General features: G+C 59.5%; 12 protein-coding genes. 7 read left to right on the top strand and 5 right to left on the bottom strand.

Features of this window, described 5'->3' with window-relative positions; translation table 11 throughout:
- Nucleotides 1-17: 17 nt before the first annotated feature.
- Nucleotides 18-713, bottom strand: a complete 696-nt coding sequence (locus PPTH39_RS08725) for a CerR family C-terminal domain-containing protein (RefSeq protein ID WP_095001503.1) — start codon at nucleotides 711-713, stop codon at nucleotides 18-20.
- Between the two features lie 107 nt (nucleotides 714-820).
- Here PPTH39_RS08725 and PPTH39_RS08720 point away from each other — a divergent pair, with 107 nt between their 5' ends.
- The 7 genes from PPTH39_RS08720 (at nucleotide 821) to PPTH39_RS08690 (ending at nucleotide 10,914) form a co-directional block, all read left to right on the top strand.
- On the top strand, nucleotides 821-1,903 hold the full coding sequence (locus tag PPTH39_RS08720; protein ID WP_095018314.1) for an HlyD family secretion protein: 1,083 nt from the start codon (nucleotides 821-823) through the stop codon (nucleotides 1,901-1,903).
- Nucleotides 1,896-3,485, top strand: coding sequence for an MDR family MFS transporter (locus PPTH39_RS08715; protein WP_095038581.1), 1,590 nt, complete (start codon nucleotides 1,896-1,898; stop codon nucleotides 3,483-3,485). The genes PPTH39_RS08720 and PPTH39_RS08715 overlap by 8 nt, the downstream gene beginning before the upstream one ends.
- A gap of 2 nt (nucleotides 3,486-3,487) precedes the next feature.
- Nucleotides 3,488-4,882, top strand: a complete 1,395-nt coding sequence (locus tag PPTH39_RS08710) for an efflux transporter outer membrane subunit (RefSeq protein ID WP_130871872.1) — start codon at nucleotides 3,488-3,490, stop codon at nucleotides 4,880-4,882.
- Between the two features lie 14 nt (nucleotides 4,883-4,896).
- On the top strand, nucleotides 4,897-6,408 hold the full coding sequence (gene pdxR, locus PPTH39_RS08705; protein WP_095020354.1) for a MocR-like pyridoxine biosynthesis transcription factor PdxR: 1,512 nt from the start codon (nucleotides 4,897-4,899) through the stop codon (nucleotides 6,406-6,408).
- 282 nt (nucleotides 6,409-6,690) lie between these two features.
- Entirely contained in the window at nucleotides 6,691-7,989 is a 1,299-nt protein-coding gene (locus tag PPTH39_RS08700; protein ID WP_130871871.1) for a carbohydrate porin, read from the top strand.
- A gap of 80 nt (nucleotides 7,990-8,069) precedes the next feature.
- Nucleotides 8,070-9,530, top strand: coding sequence for an amidase (locus PPTH39_RS08695; protein ID WP_095025443.1), 1,461 nt, complete (start codon nucleotides 8,070-8,072; stop codon nucleotides 9,528-9,530).
- A 40-nt stretch (nucleotides 9,531-9,570) separates the two neighbouring features.
- On the top strand, nucleotides 9,571-10,914 hold the full coding sequence (locus tag PPTH39_RS08690) for a spinster family MFS transporter (RefSeq protein WP_095025469.1): 1,344 nt from the start codon (nucleotides 9,571-9,573) through the stop codon (nucleotides 10,912-10,914).
- A 129-nt stretch (nucleotides 10,915-11,043) separates the two neighbouring features.
- On the opposite strand, the gene PPTH39_RS08685 is transcribed toward PPTH39_RS08690, so the two are convergent.
- The 4 genes from PPTH39_RS08685 to PPTH39_RS08670 are packed head-to-tail and all read right to left on the bottom strand — an operon-like array spanning nucleotide 11,044 to nucleotide 15,643.
- Nucleotides 11,044-12,249, bottom strand: coding sequence for an efflux RND transporter periplasmic adaptor subunit (locus PPTH39_RS08685; protein ID WP_232527628.1), 1,206 nt, complete (start codon nucleotides 12,247-12,249; stop codon nucleotides 11,044-11,046).
- A 46-nt stretch (nucleotides 12,250-12,295) separates the two neighbouring features.
- Nucleotides 12,296-13,714, bottom strand: coding sequence for a TolC family protein (locus PPTH39_RS08680; RefSeq protein WP_095025470.1), 1,419 nt, complete (start codon nucleotides 13,712-13,714; stop codon nucleotides 12,296-12,298).
- A 37-nt stretch (nucleotides 13,715-13,751) separates the two neighbouring features.
- Nucleotides 13,752-14,945 carry an ABC transporter permease gene (locus PPTH39_RS08675; protein ID WP_095018367.1) on the bottom strand — a complete coding sequence of 398 codons (1,194 nt, stop codon included), beginning with the start codon at nucleotides 14,943-14,945 and terminating at the stop codon, nucleotides 13,752-13,754.
- 5 nt (nucleotides 14,946-14,950) lie between these two features.
- Nucleotides 14,951-15,643: an ABC transporter ATP-binding protein gene (locus tag PPTH39_RS08670; protein ID WP_095018307.1), complete on the bottom strand. Its 693-nt coding sequence runs from the start codon at nucleotides 15,641-15,643 to the stop codon at nucleotides 14,951-14,953.
- Between the last annotated feature and the right edge of the window lie 619 nt (nucleotides 15,644-16,262).

Raw genomic sequence — 16,262 nt, 5'->3', positions numbered from 1 at the left:
TCCCACAGTTGCAGGTCTTAGCGCACCAACCCGCGCAACAGGGTCACGGTCTGCTCGCGCACAATGCCCATCAGCATGGCGTAACGCTCGGCCGTCAGTGTGTCCCAGCCCAGTGACTTCAGCGAGCTGGTGCGGGTCAGGTGAAACGGCAGTAACTGCCCGGTCAGGGTCATGGAGCGCAGGATGCATTCTTCATCACTGGCATCCGGGCCCATCAGCCGCGAAATGATTCCGCTGGTCACGCCGATAATGCGCTGGCCTATACGCTGGCTGATCATTTCTTCACCGGCGCTGGGGCCCAGCCCCGCCTGCTCCCGCGCATAGAACTTGCGCCAGCTGTTGGTACGGTTGGACACCAGCATGAATTCGGCAATCTTGCTCTGGATGGCGCAGAAGGTGTCGATCAGCTGTTCGGTGTCCGGCCGCGTGCCCAGCAGCGCCTGGGCCGCTTCGATGGTCGGCGCCAGGTAATCCCAGATCCGCTCCACCATGTACTCGGTGCAGGCGCTATACACCCCTTCCTTGTTCTTGAAGTAGTAATTGAGCGCCGGTGCATTAACCCCCGCCAATTCGGCGATATCGCGGGTCGAAGCGCCCTCGTAGCCACGCTCGCCAAACAGGTTGAGGGCCGCTTCGATAATCCGCGCACTGGTTTCATCCCCACACGTATAGCCGCCTTCGCTGGCAGGTCGGCGCCGGTGAATCGTGGTCATGGGCTTCTCCTTGATCGATCAAGACGGGAGTGTGCCTGAATTTATATCGATTGACATAATTTTACCGATCGTAATAATTGTTACAACCGATAACAATTGAGAGCACCATGACCGCACATCAGGCCCTAGACCCATCGATCAAGATCAGGCCCAAACGCCAGCCTGGTAAAACCCTGGCGCTGGGTGCTCTCGGCCTGGGCGCGCTGCTGGGTGCTGCCATATGGGGTGCACACTGGTGGAATGTGGGGCGTTTTATCGAAAGCACCAACGACGCCTACCTGCAGGCCGACAGCCTGAGCGTAGCCGCCAAGATCGCAGGCACGGTCAGCGAGGTGTATGTCAGCGACAACCAGAACGTCAGCGTCGGCCAGCCGCTGGTGCGCCTCGATGTGCGGACTTATCAGGCTGCGCGGGAAAAATCCGAAGCGGCCATTCGCGCAGCCGAGGCCGATATTGCCCGGGGCGAAGCCGAGCTTGAACAGCACGGCGCGTCCATTGCCCAGGTGCAGGCGCAGCTGGAAGGCGAAAGCGCCAACGAGCAGTACGCCGCCGCCCAGGTCAAACGCTACGCGCCCCTGGCCGAAAGTGGCGCCGAGACGCAGGAGCGCATGGCCGAGCTGCGCAACGCCCTGCGTCAGGCCAGCGCAAGGCGGGCTGCCCAGGCGGCGGCACTGAACGTTGCCCAGCGCCAATTGCACACCCAGCGCGCCGCCATTGAACAAGCCCGTGCACAACTGGCCAGCGCCCAGGCCAGCACCCGCCAAAGCAAGCTTGATGAACAGGACACCGTGGTTTACAGCTCCCTGGCCGGCCGCGTCGGCAGCCGCTCGGTGCGGGTGGGCCAATACCTGCAACCCGGAACGCGCCTGATGACCATAGTGCCCCTCGATGAGGTCTACCTGACCGCCAACTTCAAGGAAACCCAGATCGAGCGCATGCACCCCGGCCAGACCGTGGCGGTGCATATCGATGCCTGGCCGGGGATAAAATTTGAGGGTGTGGTTGAAAGCCTGTCGCCCGGTACCGGCTCACAGTTCGCCCTGCTGCCGTCCAACAACGCCACCGGCAACTTCACCAAGATCGTACAGCGGGTGCCGGTGCGCATTCGCCTGAACCCCTCTGCCGATAAAGGCATTGAGTGGATGCCGGGGCTGTCGGCCACTGTCGACGTCGACACCCATCGTGGCTAGTGCTGTTGCTGCATCCGCAGCGCTGCAACCGCCCCGGGCAAACGCCAGTACCAGCGACTGGATTGTGGTCTTTGCTGGCGCATTGGGCGCGTTGATGGCCACGCTGGACATCTCCATCACCAACGCCGCCCTGCCTCAGATTCAGGGCCAGATTGGCGCCTCTGGCACCGAAGGCACATGGATCTCGACCGGCTATCTGATGGCTGAAATTGTCATGATCCCGTTAACCGCCTGGCTGACACGGGTGTTCGGGCTGCGCAATTTCCTGATCGGCAACGCGATTCTGTTCAGTCTGTTTTCGATCCTGTGCGGCATTAGCGAAACCTTGCCGCAGATGGTCATTGGCCGGCTCGGCCAGGGCTTTGCCGGGGGGGCCATGATTCCCACGGCGCAGGTGTTGGTGGCCACCCGCTTACCGCGCCATCAAATGCCCATCGGCATGACAATGTTCGGCCTGATCGTACTGCTCGGGCCACTGCTGGGCCCGGTATTGGGCGGCACCCTGACCGAAAATTTCAGCTGGCGCTGGTGTTTCTTTCTGAACATTCCGGTGTGCGCCTTGCTGCTGGTGATGCTCAGTCAGGGTCTGAAAAAAAGCCCGAGCAACTGGCAAGCGTTTATCAAGGCCGACTGGCTGGGGATTATCGGCCTGACCTTGGGCCTTAGCGCCATGACCGTGGTACTCGAAGAAGGCAATCGCGAGCGCTGGTTCGAGTCTTCGCACATCATCGGCCTGAGCCTGCTGGCGGTGTCCGGGATCGCCTTGCTGCTGATTGCCCAGAGGCTGTCGAAGACGCCGATTGTGCGTCTGAAACTCCTGCTCAATCCGCGCTTTGCCAGCGTGATCGCGATTGTATTTGTGGTGGGCTGCGGACTGTATTGCGTGGCTTTTGTACTGCCGCAATTTCTGAGCAATATTGCCGGTTTCAATGCTCAGCAATCCGGAGCGGTGATGCTGATGTCGGGTTTGCCGGCGTTTTTGATGATGCCTGTTTTGCCACGCCTGCTTGGCCGCGTGGATACCCGCATCATGGTCATGCTTGGCCTCGGTTGCCTGGCCAGCAGTTGCCTGTTGGCCATGGGGCTGACCGCCGACAGCGTGGGCGAGAATTTCACTCGCACCCAACTGCTGCTGGGCCTGGGCCAGGTAATGGCGATGATGCCGCTCAATCAGGCCTCCATGAGCTGCGTGCCGGCCCACGAGGCGGGTGAGGCTGCGGGTATCTACAACATGGCGCGCAACCTCGGCGGCTCGGTGGGGCTGGCGCTGCTGGGGACGTTTATCGAGCGGCGCAGCAGCTTCCATGACGCCACCTTGCGCGATGCCGTAAGCGTACAGTCGGTCGAAGCTCACACTCAGCTTGCAGCGTCCGCCCAGGGCTTTTTCGCTGAGCACGGCGATCTCGCCCATGCCCAGCTCCAGGCACTGGGTCAACTGGCCGGGCAGATCCAGGTTCAGGCGCAAGTGATGACCTACAGCGAAACCTTCTACGTGCTCGGCATCGCCTTGCTTTTGTGTCTGCCCCTCGCCCTCTTTCTAAAAAAACCGCCTGCCGGTACGCCATTGAACACAGGACACTGACCATGATCGCTTGCAAACCCTTGAGCCTGTTGGGTCCGTTGTTGCTGGTGGGCTGCACCTTGGGCCCGGACTATCACGCGGCACCCGACAGCCACCTGCAAGACAGGGACTTTGCCCGTCAGGTGGCTGGCACCCAGGCGCAAACAGCACAGGTTGCCGAATGGTGGCGCGACCTCAATGACCCGGTGCTCAACCAGTTGATCGACAGTGCACTGGGCCACAGCCCCGATCTGCAAGCAGCCGCCGCGCGGTTACGCCAGGCCCGCGCCGGACTGGCGGAAAAACGCAGCAACCAGATGCCCAAAAGCTCGGCCACGGCAGCGGCGCTTTACACCGGCTCGGGTGACAGCCAGACCGACGCCACCCACCTGTACCTGAGCGGTTTTGATGCCAGCTGGGAGCTGGATATTTTCGGCGCCAGCCGCCGCGCGGTAGAAGCAGCCAGTGCCGAAGCCGATGCCGTACAGGCGGATCTGGCCGACGCTCATGTGCAACTGGCCGCTGAAGTGGGCCAGGCCTATATCGGCCTGCGCGACCAGCAACAGCGGCTGCGCATCGCCCGCCAGTCCGAACAGCTTGAGCGCCAGTTGCTGGACTTTACCGGGCAGCGCCTGGCCCAGGGAACCGCCTCGGAACTGGACCGTGAACGCATCGCCACCCAGGTCGAAACCACCCGTGCCGCGTCCATCGCCCTGGAGCTGGAAGTGATTGAATCCCTCGACGAACTGGCCTTGCTCAGCGGTCTCGAGCCCGGCGCCCTGGACACCCGTTTGGGCACCGAAGCCGCGCTGCCGGCACTGCCCGCCATGGTCAATATCGGTGACCCGGCGCAGTTGCTGCAACAGCGCCCCGACATCCGCGCTGCAGAACGCCGGCTGGCCTCCAGCACCGCGCAGATCGGAGAACACAAGGCGGCGGCATTTCCCAGGGTCAGCCTGTTCGGCTCCCTGAGTTTCAGCGCCAGCGCGCCGGGCCATCTGTTGCGCAAGGACAACCTCAGCGCCCTGGGTGTCCCCTATCTGCAGTGGAACTGGCTGGACTTTGGCCGCGTGCAGGCCCAGGTCAAACAGGCCGAAGCCGGACGCGACGAGGCCCTGGCCAGGTACCGCAGCAGCGTGCTCGGTGCCCTGCGCGATGCCGATGTGGCACTGGCCCGCTACGGTAACGAACGCCAGCGCAGGGGCACCCTGGGCCGGGTCGAAACCAGCGCCGTACGCGCATCCACCCTGACCGAACAGCGATACCGCGCCGGTACCAGTAGCGTGCTCGACTGGCTGGACGCCGAACGCACCCGCTACCGGGCCGAACAGGACCGGGTTCACAATGACGGTCAGTTGATCAAGGACTACATAGCCCTGCAAAAGAGTCTTGGGTTAGGGTGGCGTTCCCCGACCTGATTTCCGGATAGACCATGCGCTCCAGTCAGCACGATTTGATGTGGCGCCAGTTGCTGCCCAAAGTGCGCAGGCACGATGAGCCGCTGCAGGTGCAGCTGTGCACCGCGTTTGTCACGGCCATGCTCGACGGGCGTTTGCCTGGCGGTACACGGCTGCCATCGAGCCGTGATCTGGCCATGCTGACCGGGGTTTCGCGCAATACCGCAGTACTGGTCTACGAACGCCTGGTAGCCGAGGGTTATGTCGATTCGCGGCCCCGTGACGGTTTTTTTGTATGCGGCGCCATCACTCCGACACAGACCACCCGGCCTCTGCCCGAACAGGCTGCGCAACCACCTGACTGGGCCTCGCGCATGCACCTGGCGCGCAACCCGCTGGCGTTTATGGACCGCCCGCCCACCTGGCGTGAAGTGCGCTACCCCTTTATCTACGGCCAGTTCGATCCCCGGCAATTCCCGCTCACCCAGTGGCGCCAGTGCAGCCGTCAGGCAATGGAATTGAAGGCCGTGGATCGTTGGTGGCAGGAAGGCGAGAACGTCGGCGCCAGCCAGCTGATCGATCAACTGATCCGCCGCGTGTTGCCGCGCCGCGGAATTGCCGCCACCCATGATCAAGTGTTGTTGACCCTGGGCCGCCAGCAGAGTTTTTACCTGCTCGCGCGCCTGTTTGCCCGCCCCGGCAGCGTAGTCGGGGTCGAGGAGCCGGGCTTTCGCGATCCGCGCAATGCCTTTGCCCACGATGGCGCGCACATGGTCTCGCTGCCCATCGACGAACACGGATTGCAGATATCCCCGGCACTGGCAGCCTGCGACTATCTGTATTGCACACCCGGCTACCAGTGCCCGACCGGTGTGACCATGAGCCTGGGCCGGCGCCAGGCCTTGCTTGAACATGCGCAGATGCACGATCAGGTGATCTTCGAAGACGATGATGACCCCGAGACCGAATACGACGGCCGCGCCCTGCCAGCGCTCAAGGCCACCGACCCGGCGGAGCGAGTGATCTACCTCAGCAGTTTGTCAAAGTTGCTGTCCCCGGGGCTGGGCATCGGTTACATCGTTGCCCCGGCACCGGTGATCGAGCAACTGCGCCAGCTGCAACGGCTGATGATCCGCCAGATCCCGGGCAACAACCAGATCACCGCCGCGCTGTTTATTCAACAAGGCCACTACGATCGGTTGCTGCAACAGGCCCGGGAAAAACTGCAACTGCGGGCCGGGGCGATGGCCACCGCATTGCGTGAAGTGCTGCCGGATGCGGAGTTTGTCATGCCCAGCGGCGGCGCCACGCTATGGCTCAAGCTGGCCGGCGAGCACGACTTGCTGAGCTTGTACTACGCAGGGTTGGCCAAGGGCGTGCTGTTTGACCCGAGCAGTGCGTTTTGCGTCGAGCCCGACACCCTGCCCCGGCCTTGCCTGCGCCTGGGCTTTGGCTCCATCGCCCAGGAGCTGATTGCCCCCGGCATTCGCGAGCTGGGACTGGTGATCAACGCCCACGCGAAACGACCTGCAGTTGTGCGCGGCTGAGCCATTTGCCCCACAACAGCGCCTGCGTTGCCCCTGTGGGAGCGGACTTGCTCGCGATGCAGGCAACACGGTGCATCTGGCCCACCGCAGTGCCCCCATCGCGGCCAAGCCCGGCTCCCACAACCCCGGCTCCCGCACGGTAGTCGCACTACCAGCCCCTGGCCCTATCGATAGTCCCCGCTGGCCCCATTCGCTGGTCACGGATATGCAGTACTACTGCTGACCACCAAAGCACTTGGCGTCGTCCTGAAAACAAAACGTTAAGGATGGGAAACTCTCACTATGTTTTACGCAAAGTATCCGTTAGCCGTCAGCCTTGCCGCCTTCGCTTTTACCCAGCATGCGCTGGCAGCCGACACGTCGGCTGCCCCCGAATGTGCCCAGTATGAAAAGCTGCTGACCCGCGCCGAACTGGCCTTCAAGAACGTGCCCATTTGCGCGCGGATCAAGCCGGACCTGTGGGGGCTGCGCAAGGAGCTGGCCGAGCATGGCATCGGTTTTACCGCCACCTCGTATAACGGTTACACCTATGACGTATTGGGCAACAACGCGAAAAAGCAGGTGTATAACGGCCAGAACCCCAGCTACAACACGTCGCTCAACCTGTACCTGACTTACGATCTGACCCGCATCGGTTTTGCCAATGACGCGCAGCTGACACTGGCCGGCAACTGGGTGGACTCGACCTACACCCCGGCCAACCCGCGGGTCAAAACCGTCTCGGTATTTGCCATCAACCAGTCCTTTTTCAATCACCAGCTGGAACTGGAATACGGCTTCATACCCGGCGTGCGCCTGTTCTATGGCATGGCGCTGGGGGGCAGTGCCTCGACCGCCGCCCTGGGCCCAAGCAGCGTGGTGCCATTTCAGGTCGGCATGTCGGCTACCGAGCCGACCCCAACCGTCAACGTGATCGTGCGTGACCCGTCGCTGCGCTTCTACAACAGCACCGCCCTGACCCGCAGCGTCAGCCCCGCAGGCATCCAGAAGGATGTCGACCTCAACCCCAGCGGATTGCGCCTCAAGGTGCCGGATGCCCGCGCCATGCTGATCAATGAGTTCGGCTACAAACAGGCGCCGTCGGCCAGCTCCAACGCCATGTGGCTGCGCGCAGGGGCCATGTACAACACCAGCCATTACACCGAGTTCACCACCGGTGAAAAGTCGGACAACAACTACGGCGTATACCTGGCCGAAACGGTCCAGGTGACCAAGCCCTACGGCGATGCCCGCGGCTGGTATCTGGACAGCAAACTCGATTACTCGCCTGACTCGGTCAACGCCATCAACAAGGCATTCCAGGTCAGTGCCTTCAATGTCGGCCCGTTCGCCAGCCGCCCTGCCGACATGGCCGCCGTGGGCCTGACCAAGAGCTACTACAGCAAGGATCTGCGCGACGTGACCAGGAGCTATGGCATGGAAGCGGCGCCCTACACCCTGGCGGTAACCGCTTCCTATGCGGCCCGCCTGATCCCCGGCGTGTATTTGATCAGCGGTCTGACCTACACCAAGAACCCGGTATTCACGCCGATCCATTCCGATGCCCTGTTGCTCCAGGAATCGCTGAACTTCCTGTTTTAAAGCGCCAGCCCCCAGCCGTATATACCCGTCACCTGGTCCTTTGCAGCGCAGGCCCAGGTGCTAATGCGAGGTCGTAGAACATGAGCGATGAACGTTATCAACTGTCCACCGGCGACTATCTGGCGCTGGACGCCACAGCCATGGCCGCTGCGGTCAAAACCGGCGAACTGACCCCCCGGATGCTGCTCAGCGCCGCCCAGGCGCGCTGCGATGCGGTAAACCCGCTGGTCAATGCGGTCAACATGCGCCACGACGAGCATGCCAACAGCGTGCTCAGGGCCCGTCACCACGCCGGCAGCGAGCAGCTGGGAGCACTGGCCGGGGTGCCGATGCTGCTCAAGGACTTGAACACTTACCTGACTGGCACCCTGACCACCAACGGCTCAAGAATGCTGGCCGACACGCCGCCGGCAACGCGCAACAGCACCATCGTGCAGCGCTACGAGGCCGCCGGGATGCTGATCTTCGGCAAGACCACCAGTCCCGAGTACGGCCTGACCACCACCACCGAATCCTCACTGTGGGGCCAGACGCGCAATCCGTGGAGTCTGGCCCACAGCGCAGGCGGCTCATCCGGCGGTGCGGCGGCAGCCGTGGCCGCAGGCATCGTGCCCGTGGCCCACGCCACCGACGGCGGCGGCTCGATTCGCATCCCGGCGTCGTATTGCGGCCTGTTTGGCCTCAAGCCCACGCGCTATCGCACCCCTCAGGGCCCGGACACCTTCGAAGGCTGGTTCGGTGCCAGTTGCGGTCATGTGGTATCACGCAGCGTGCGCGACTCGGCACTGTTGCTGGACGTCAGCCACGGTCATGAAAAAGGCAGTCCCTACTGGCTCGCGCCACAGGCCATAAGCTACAGCGAGGCAGTGCGGCGCAGCCCCGGTTCGTTGCGCATCGGCGTGGTCGATCAGGCCATGACCGGCCTGGAACTGGACGCCGATATCCGCAGCGTTTTGAACACTACTGTTGATCTGCTGTTGGGTCTCGGACATCGGGTAGACCCCGTGACCCTGCCCGTCGACCCGCAGCAGGTATACGGCGCTCACGGCGCCGTGGGTGCAGCCGCACTGCTGGCCGCCGTGCGTGACCGCGAAACCGTCCTCGGCCGCCCGTTGCACGCTGACGAGCTGGAGCCCGTCAGCCGTTATCTGGTCAACAATGCCACTTCGGCCACCGCCGAAAACCTGTACCGTGCCCGACGCAGTTTCGAATTGATCGGCAGTCGCATGGAACACCTGTTCGACGACTATGACCTGCTGCTCAGTCCGGTCACCTCGCAGATCACTCCCGAACTGAAAGTGGCCAGTCTGGATCAGGATTACCCGCACTACATCCAGGGCATCATCGGCAGCATCGGCTACAGCGTACTGGCCAATGTCAGTGGCCAGCCGTCCATGTCGGTGCCGCTGGGCACCAGCAGCAGCGGCTTGCCCATCGGCATGATGTTCAGTGCAGGCTGGTGCCGCGAAGACCTGTTGTTCCAATTGGCCGGGCAACTCGAACAGGCAAGCCCCTGGGCTGATCGACGCGCACCGCTGTAAGCCACTCAACCGATGAACACTGCTCGATGGGATTGAAATGATGAATAACCAAATCTCCGGATTTCGCCGTCATTACACCTTGTTTGTGTTGTTCCTGATTTCGGCGGTCAGCCTGATCGACCGTCAGGTCATGGGCGTTGTGATTGAACCGATCAAGGCCGAATTTCACGTTTCCGATACCCAGATCGGCCTGCTTACAGGTCTGGCCTTTGCTCTGGTCTACTGCCTGTTTGCGATCCCGTTGGGGCGCTTTGCCGACCGTGGCCATCGGCGCAACCTGATCGGCTGGTGCTGTGCGTTCTGGAGCGTGATGGCCATGCTTTGCGGCTTTGCCAGTAACTTCTGGACCCTGGCCCTGGCACGCATCGGCGTGGCAGTGGGCGAGTCGGGCAGCGGCGCAGCATCGATGTCGATGATCGCCGACCTCTACCCGCCCCATCAGCGCTCCAAGGCCATCAGCGTATTTATGCTCGGAGCGCCCATCGGCGCCTTGCTGGGCATGAGCCTGGGCGCCTATATCGCGTACTACCACGGCTGGCGCGAAGCCTTTATCTGGATGGCGCTGCCTGGTATCGCTGCCGCTGTATTGCTGCGGTTTACGGCTGCCGAACCATTGCGCGGCTTATGGGAGAAAGCCCGTGAGTCGCGCCCAGCCGTGCCCCATGAAAGCGTGATGCAAGTGATGCGCGTGGCCTGGGCGTCGAAAACCTTTGTACGTATTGCCCTGGCCGGGGCGCTGCTGGCGTTTGCCAGTTATGCGTTCAGTATCTGGAGCACTGCATTTCTGGTACGCAGCCACGGGCTGACGCTCAAGGACGCAGGCATCATCATGGGCCTGGCGGCCGGGCCGGGGGCCATTATCGGCTCTCTGTCCAGCGGCTGGTTGAGCGCCTGCCTGGCCCAACGCGACAGCCGCTGGCAATTGGGCGTGCCGATCGTCGGGGCACTGCTGGCCTTGCCGATGTCGATTGCCTTCGCGCTGTACCCGGCCGGTCATCCCTGGACGCTGGGTGCGCTGCAAGTGCCCCAGGCAACGGTGTTCATGTTTGGCATGTCGGTGTTCGGCATGTGGTGGATGGCACCGAGCTACACCGCCATTGCCCAACTGGTGGCGCCTGAGCGCCGCGCAACCATGATCGCCCTCTACAACTTCGGGATCATGGCCATCGGTGCAGGTTTCGGCCCATTGGCCGTGGGTGTGCTGAGTGATCACCTGACCCCGCTAATGGGCATCAATGCCCTGCGCTGGTCGCTGGTCATCTGTTCCGGGGGGTATCTGCTGGCGAGCGGGTTGTTGATCAGCGTATTGCGGCCGTACGGGATCGCAGCCGGTCTTGCCAATGTACTGCCGGTGTTGCCGACGAACAAGCTGCAGACTGCGTAATTCTGTTGGTGGGGGCAGACTTGCTTGCGATGCCGGCGACTCGACTCATCTGGTCGACTGCGGCGGGGCCATCGCGGGCAAGCCCGGTTACCACAGATATTTAGCGCTCAAAAAGCCTGATGTAAATAGTTACCGAGGGTCTGCTTTCACACGAACAAATCCAGGGTCCAGACCGAATACCTCAACCCCTTCGACAGTCGATTGGCCGATCGTAACCTCACGCCGCACCACGGGTGCGTCTAGACGCTCGCGATACTGTATGACGTAGGCGTCCCCTTCCTTCTCAACTGCACCGTGAGGAATGACCAAGCTGTTTTCATTGCTATAGGTCACGATCGTCATGTGCGCACTCATACCTAGCCTCACCTTTTTCAGGTCACCATCCTCGGGATCATTGACGGTGATCGTGATCGGGAATCTTGCTGAGCTGCTGCTATCATCCGGCACAGCCAACTGGCTGATGGCGCTTACATAACCGTTTAAATTCGGCACCGAAAAACCCTCCCCATGGATCGCTACTGGCTGATTCAGGGAGAACTTGTTGACGTCTGACTCCAACACCTGGGTGACGACCTTAAGCCCAGATATGTTGGCCAACTTGAGTATTTGTTGGCCTTGGGCCAAAGACGCTCCTTTGTGAAGAGACCCCGGCTCGCCCCCTGACGATTGGGGTGCGCCAATGGATAGCACTACTCCCGGAAACGGGGCATGGATCGTCTTTTGCTCCAGCATCGTGTTTAGCCGCTCATGAGCAATGGATGCATTCTGGTATTCCATATCAGCTATGACTTTGCCCTCGCCCTTGCCAACAGCCAGCATGTCTTTGAGCTGTGCTTTGGCTGAGGTCACCTCAAGCAATTGTTGGTCACGTTGTTGCTTCAAGGTATCTCGCTCGTTGCGAGATACAATGCCGCTCTGATAAAGCGTCTTGACCTGGGCAAGCTCAAGGTCAAGCCTCTGCATGGCCAGCTCGGCCAGTCTTAGCGCCTGCCTGGCTTGCCTCACTCCCGAGCCCGTATCCCAAACGCGAAACGCTGCAGCAGTCTGCTGCGCTTTCAACTTGCTGGCCAAAGCGTCCCTTACTTTGACTTCCTGCAACCTGGTATCGAGGGTCAACAGAGCCTGCCCCTCTTCAACATACATACCTGGACTCAAATTGTTGTCCAAGGCAAAACCTTCAAAAGGCGCCGTGAGAATGGCTGTCTCAACCGGCTCAACTTTACCCACCAGCCCGATTTCATGCTCCAGGTTCCGACTGTTAACCGCTACCCAGGAGTCAGTGCCGTGCGGGGCTTCGGGTACGATAAATACCAGTATCAAGCTCAATACCAGCACTCCCGCTGCGAGAAATTTCCAACGCCTCTTCGAAGCCTGGATTCTGTCAAAAACTCTCAAGTGAGATCTCCCAACTCTCCAACATTACGCCCAACAGCACATCCAACTGGGACCTGGCATCCAGATATGAAATTTTTGCGCTCAAGTTCGCTTCCTCAGCGGCCCGCAGGTCTGACTCAAAACTGATGATCTGAAAGTTGCTGGATCGGCCTGCGTTCAATTTGTCGTTCTCTATCGCCAGCTTGCGCCTGGACAGGTCCATCACCCGCTGGGAAATTTCAAGCTGACGCCACTGGGTATTCAGGCTACGTACTGCGTCAGTAGTCTGGCGCTGCAAATCAACCCGAGCCTCCTCCAGCAGCAATTGCTGTTGTTCCAACGCTGTCTGGGCATGGACCTTGCCCTGGCGAGTACTGAGATCATTGATGGGAATTTCCAGTTTGAGCCCCGCGTAAGTGTCCCAGGCCCTGGCAGAACCGTTGAGGCTGTGTTGATCGCGCTGCTGAGAGGCACCCGCCACCAAAGAAAAATCCCAACGGACCTTGTCTTTGGCAAGCAGCAGGTTGATCGAGGCCTGTTCGCTCTGCACAATCGTGCTCAAGTACTGGGGTTGCTTGGCCTGTGCCACTTTAAATGCCGTCGCCTGATCCAGTTCAAGCCGGGTCACTCGCAAGCTGTCACTGGCGCGCACGGGCGTTGATAGGTCAAGCGCCAAAAGCTTGAGCAGCAACAAGCGGCTCGCCTCCAACTGATTCTTTGCATCTTCCACCGCCAGCTCCTGACTCGCGATATCCGCCTCGATCTGCACAACATCAAACTCGGCTACTCGTCCTGCTGTGATCAGTTGCTTGTTGACCTTGAGCAAAGCGACTGCCCGTTCCAGCGCCTGCGTGGCGATCGTCACCTGATTCTGGGTTTTAAGCAGTACGCGATAAGCCGCAATGATTTCGTAAATGGTTTGGGACACACTGGCTTTCAAATTAAGCTGGTTGACTTGCTCAGCCAATTTCGCCAAGCGCAAGGGCGCAGTTGTGACGTTTTTACCCGCCCCCCGAAGCAAGGGTTGAGTCAAGGTCAACGCGAGGCCATTACTGCTCAAATCACCCGAGTTTCTCGTGGCATTGAACTCCTGGTTCCAGCTCAATTCCACGTTGCTCCCATACTCACCCAGCAGGCTCACCGAAGGCCCAATACCTGTTGCACGACTGCTGTCCACGCTCCCTTTGGAAAGTTTGTGAGTGCCAATGAGCTTGAGCTTGGGGTTAAACATGTCATCAGCGACAAACAAGTCGAACTTCTCTCGCACGCGCTGAAGTTTAAGGCTGCGTATGTTGTAGTTGCGGCGCAAGCCCAGAGACACTGCTTCGACCAACGACAAATCAATCGAGTGCTGACTCATCAAGGCTGTGGGGGGAGCATTAGGGGCCGGCACGTCTGTTTGCGCAGATGCCACCAAGGATTGCATCGCCACACCGCACACCACGGCCAGAATCAGTCCTGTTTTAATAATCACGCAGGGCCTCCACCGGAGTCAGGCGAGAAGCCGTAATGGCAGGTTTCAAACCAAAGAACACGCCGACCAAAACCGTGCTTGTGACGCCCAAGGGGATGGCGCTGAATGCCATGGCGAACGCCCAACCCGATACTTGGGCATAAATGTAAGCCAGTGCCATGCCCAGCCCAGCGCCCAACACAGCCCCTAAAACGCTAAGCGCAGCGGCTTCGATCAGAAACAAATTGCGAATGTCCTGACGGCGGGCACCCATTGCCATACGTAAACCTATTTCACTACGGCGCTCAGAAACGTTCATATACATAACGTTCATCACCGCCACTCCGCCGCCTACCAGCGTGATGACCCCCAAGGCCATCAAGAGGTAATGGAAAGTGCGATTCTGGCTATTCATCCCCTCGATCATTTGCACAGGTGTAACCACCTCAATGTCTCGGGACTTGAAAGTACGGGTCAGCATTTCACCGAAGGTCGAGGCTACGTTTTCACTTTTTTTGTGAAGGGGGATACGCGCAACCAAATCATCTATTCTGGCCTCGCTTGCCACACGATTCATGGCCTGCAACGGTACAAAAACTGAAAGATCGGCGGAGACCGGACTGATCAGTGAGTGCGTTCGAGATTGCAATACACCGATAACCCTAAACAGGTAGTTATTGATTTTGAGCCAGTCACCGGTCTTGATCAGAGTTCCATCGCTGCTCAGTGAGGTTGCGATATCGTGACCAAGCACAACCACATTTTCGTCCTGATCAAAGGGATGCAAAAACCGCCCATACGCTAACGACAGTTTCATCACGTCTAACAGGGAAGGCTCGGTTCCTACCAGGCGGATATTGATAGTCCGGTGGTTAAATCCGGCCTGGGCAGGCACTATCGCTGCAGGAGCGATCAACAGACCTTCCAGGACCAACTTCCTGAATGTTGCAGCCTCGATAGAGAGAGGTGACGCTTGCCGCCCTTGCTTGACAGAGAAACTCACCGCAAATGTATCGACGCCCATGTTGTGGAAGACACTTGCGACCTCCTGCCGTGCGTTATGCCCGATATTGATGACTGCGATAATCGAGGCGCTACCTATCACGATGCCTAACAAGGCGAGAATCGAGCGCTTGCCCAGCGTGCGAAAACTGTCTGCTGCATCTGCGCCCACTTGCAGCAGTGATGGAGGCAGGAAAGTCATCAGGGCTAGCACTTGCCCGCCTCCTCAACCCGCCCGTTACATACACGGACTTGCCTGCGCATAAGGCCTGCAACCAGTGGGTCGTGGGTAACAATCAATAATGTGACGCCTTGTTCTTTCTGGATCGACAGCAACAGCTCGAGAATTTCACTGGCCGTCTGGCCATCCAGGCTGCCGGTCGGCTCGTCAGCCAGTATCAGGGATGGCTGCCCCACCAGAGCCCGGGCAATAGCGACGCGTTGCTTTTGCCCTCCCGACAGATCGGCAGGCTTGTAGCCTGCGCGATGAGCCATCCCGACCCGTTGCAACATCAGCATCGCCCGTTCCAGAGATTGCCCGCGGTCAACCCCGTGATAGCGAAGCGGCAAGGCTACATTTTCGACAACATTTAAACGGGGGATCAAATTGAAATTCTGAAAGACAAATCCGATGTTCTTCTTTCTCAGGGCTGCCAACTCGTCACTCTGTTTTTTTGTGACAGGGCGTCCCATAAACAGGTACTCACCCGCGTCGGCAAAGTCCAGCAGGCCGATTATATTCAACAATGTACTTTTACCGGATCCGGACGGACCAATAATGGCGCAGGAGTCTGCGACCGCGATATGAAAATCAACGTGGCTTATGACCGGGCTCCCTCCCCCTTGGCACGCATAACTCTTGCTGACCCCCTTCATTGAAATGCATGCCGGGCTGCTCATGACAACACCGCCCCCCCCTGCCCGTCAGACCTGTATTCGACCCATGCACAAACATAAATAGCTGGGACTGACAAACGACCAGAAGAACAAAGAACAGTTGGCTGCTCACATAAAAATGAAGGCATAGAAAATCTCTGAATTTTAAAACTTTGAGCCCACTACAATTAAAACCGCCTAACCAGCAAACACATTTAATCACTGGCCGACACTAGAAAATGTAGGGGCTCGCCTCACAATATGTAGGTAAAGACCACGCGACCAGCTCAATAAAATACGCCCCCAGAACATATAGAACTTGTACCCGCTTATGCTAACTTTAAGCGAGCCGGTTCAGAGTGACCAGAAACAGCTCGGCTGCCAGCTTTCGAGCCATCGCATCTATATACTCACAAGGGTCGTACCGCATTATCAGAGCTCAGTGTTCAGGCGCCGAAAAGCATGACGTTTTTTCCCTGACAATCGAGCGAAAGCCCATATCAGGGCGGACTGTCTTCCTGACTCAACCCGAACAACAGCCAGAACTAAAACTGAGTTCCAATCGCCGCAACAGTCGAACAAACAAATCAAAGAATAAAAAGGCCGACCTAGTATTTCATTATTTTTTTAAATACTGCAGCCC

Origin of the sequence: Pseudomonas bubulae (assembly GCF_900618535.1) — a bacterium.
Taxonomy (GTDB): Bacteria; Pseudomonadota; Gammaproteobacteria; order Pseudomonadales; family Pseudomonadaceae; genus Aquipseudomonas; species Aquipseudomonas bubulae.
This window is presented reverse-complemented; position numbering and strand designations above follow the sequence as displayed.

Excerpts from the sequence above, each read along its gene's own strand:
- PPTH39_RS08720 (WP_095018314.1), top strand. The coding sequence starts at position 821 with ATGACCGCACATCAGGCCCTAGACCCATCGATCAAGATCAGGCCCAAA.
- PPTH39_RS08695 (WP_095025443.1), top strand. The coding sequence starts at position 8,070 with ATGAGCGATGAACGTTATCAACTGTCCACCGGCGACTATCTGGCGCTG.
- PPTH39_RS08710 (WP_130871872.1), top strand. The coding sequence starts at position 3,488 with ATGATCGCTTGCAAACCCTTGAGCCTGTTGGGTCCGTTGTTGCTGGTG.
- PPTH39_RS08690 (WP_095025469.1), top strand. The coding sequence starts at position 9,571 with ATGAATAACCAAATCTCCGGATTTCGCCGTCATTACACCTTGTTTGTG.
- PPTH39_RS08680 (WP_095025470.1), bottom strand. The coding sequence starts at position 13,714 with ATGCAATCCTTGGTGGCATCTGCGCAAACAGACGTGCCGGCCCCTAAT.
- PPTH39_RS08700 (WP_130871871.1), top strand. The coding sequence starts at position 6,691 with ATGTTTTACGCAAAGTATCCGTTAGCCGTCAGCCTTGCCGCCTTCGCT.
- PPTH39_RS08675 (WP_095018367.1), bottom strand. The coding sequence starts at position 14,945 with ATGACTTTCCTGCCTCCATCACTGCTGCAAGTGGGCGCAGATGCAGCA.
- PPTH39_RS08670 (WP_095018307.1), bottom strand. The coding sequence starts at position 15,643 with ATGAGCAGCCCGGCATGCATTTCAATGAAGGGGGTCAGCAAGAGTTAT.
- PPTH39_RS08725 (WP_095001503.1), bottom strand. The coding sequence starts at position 713 with ATGACCACGATTCACCGGCGCCGACCTGCCAGCGAAGGCGGCTATACG.
- pdxR (WP_095020354.1), top strand. The coding sequence starts at position 4,897 with ATGCGCTCCAGTCAGCACGATTTGATGTGGCGCCAGTTGCTGCCCAAA.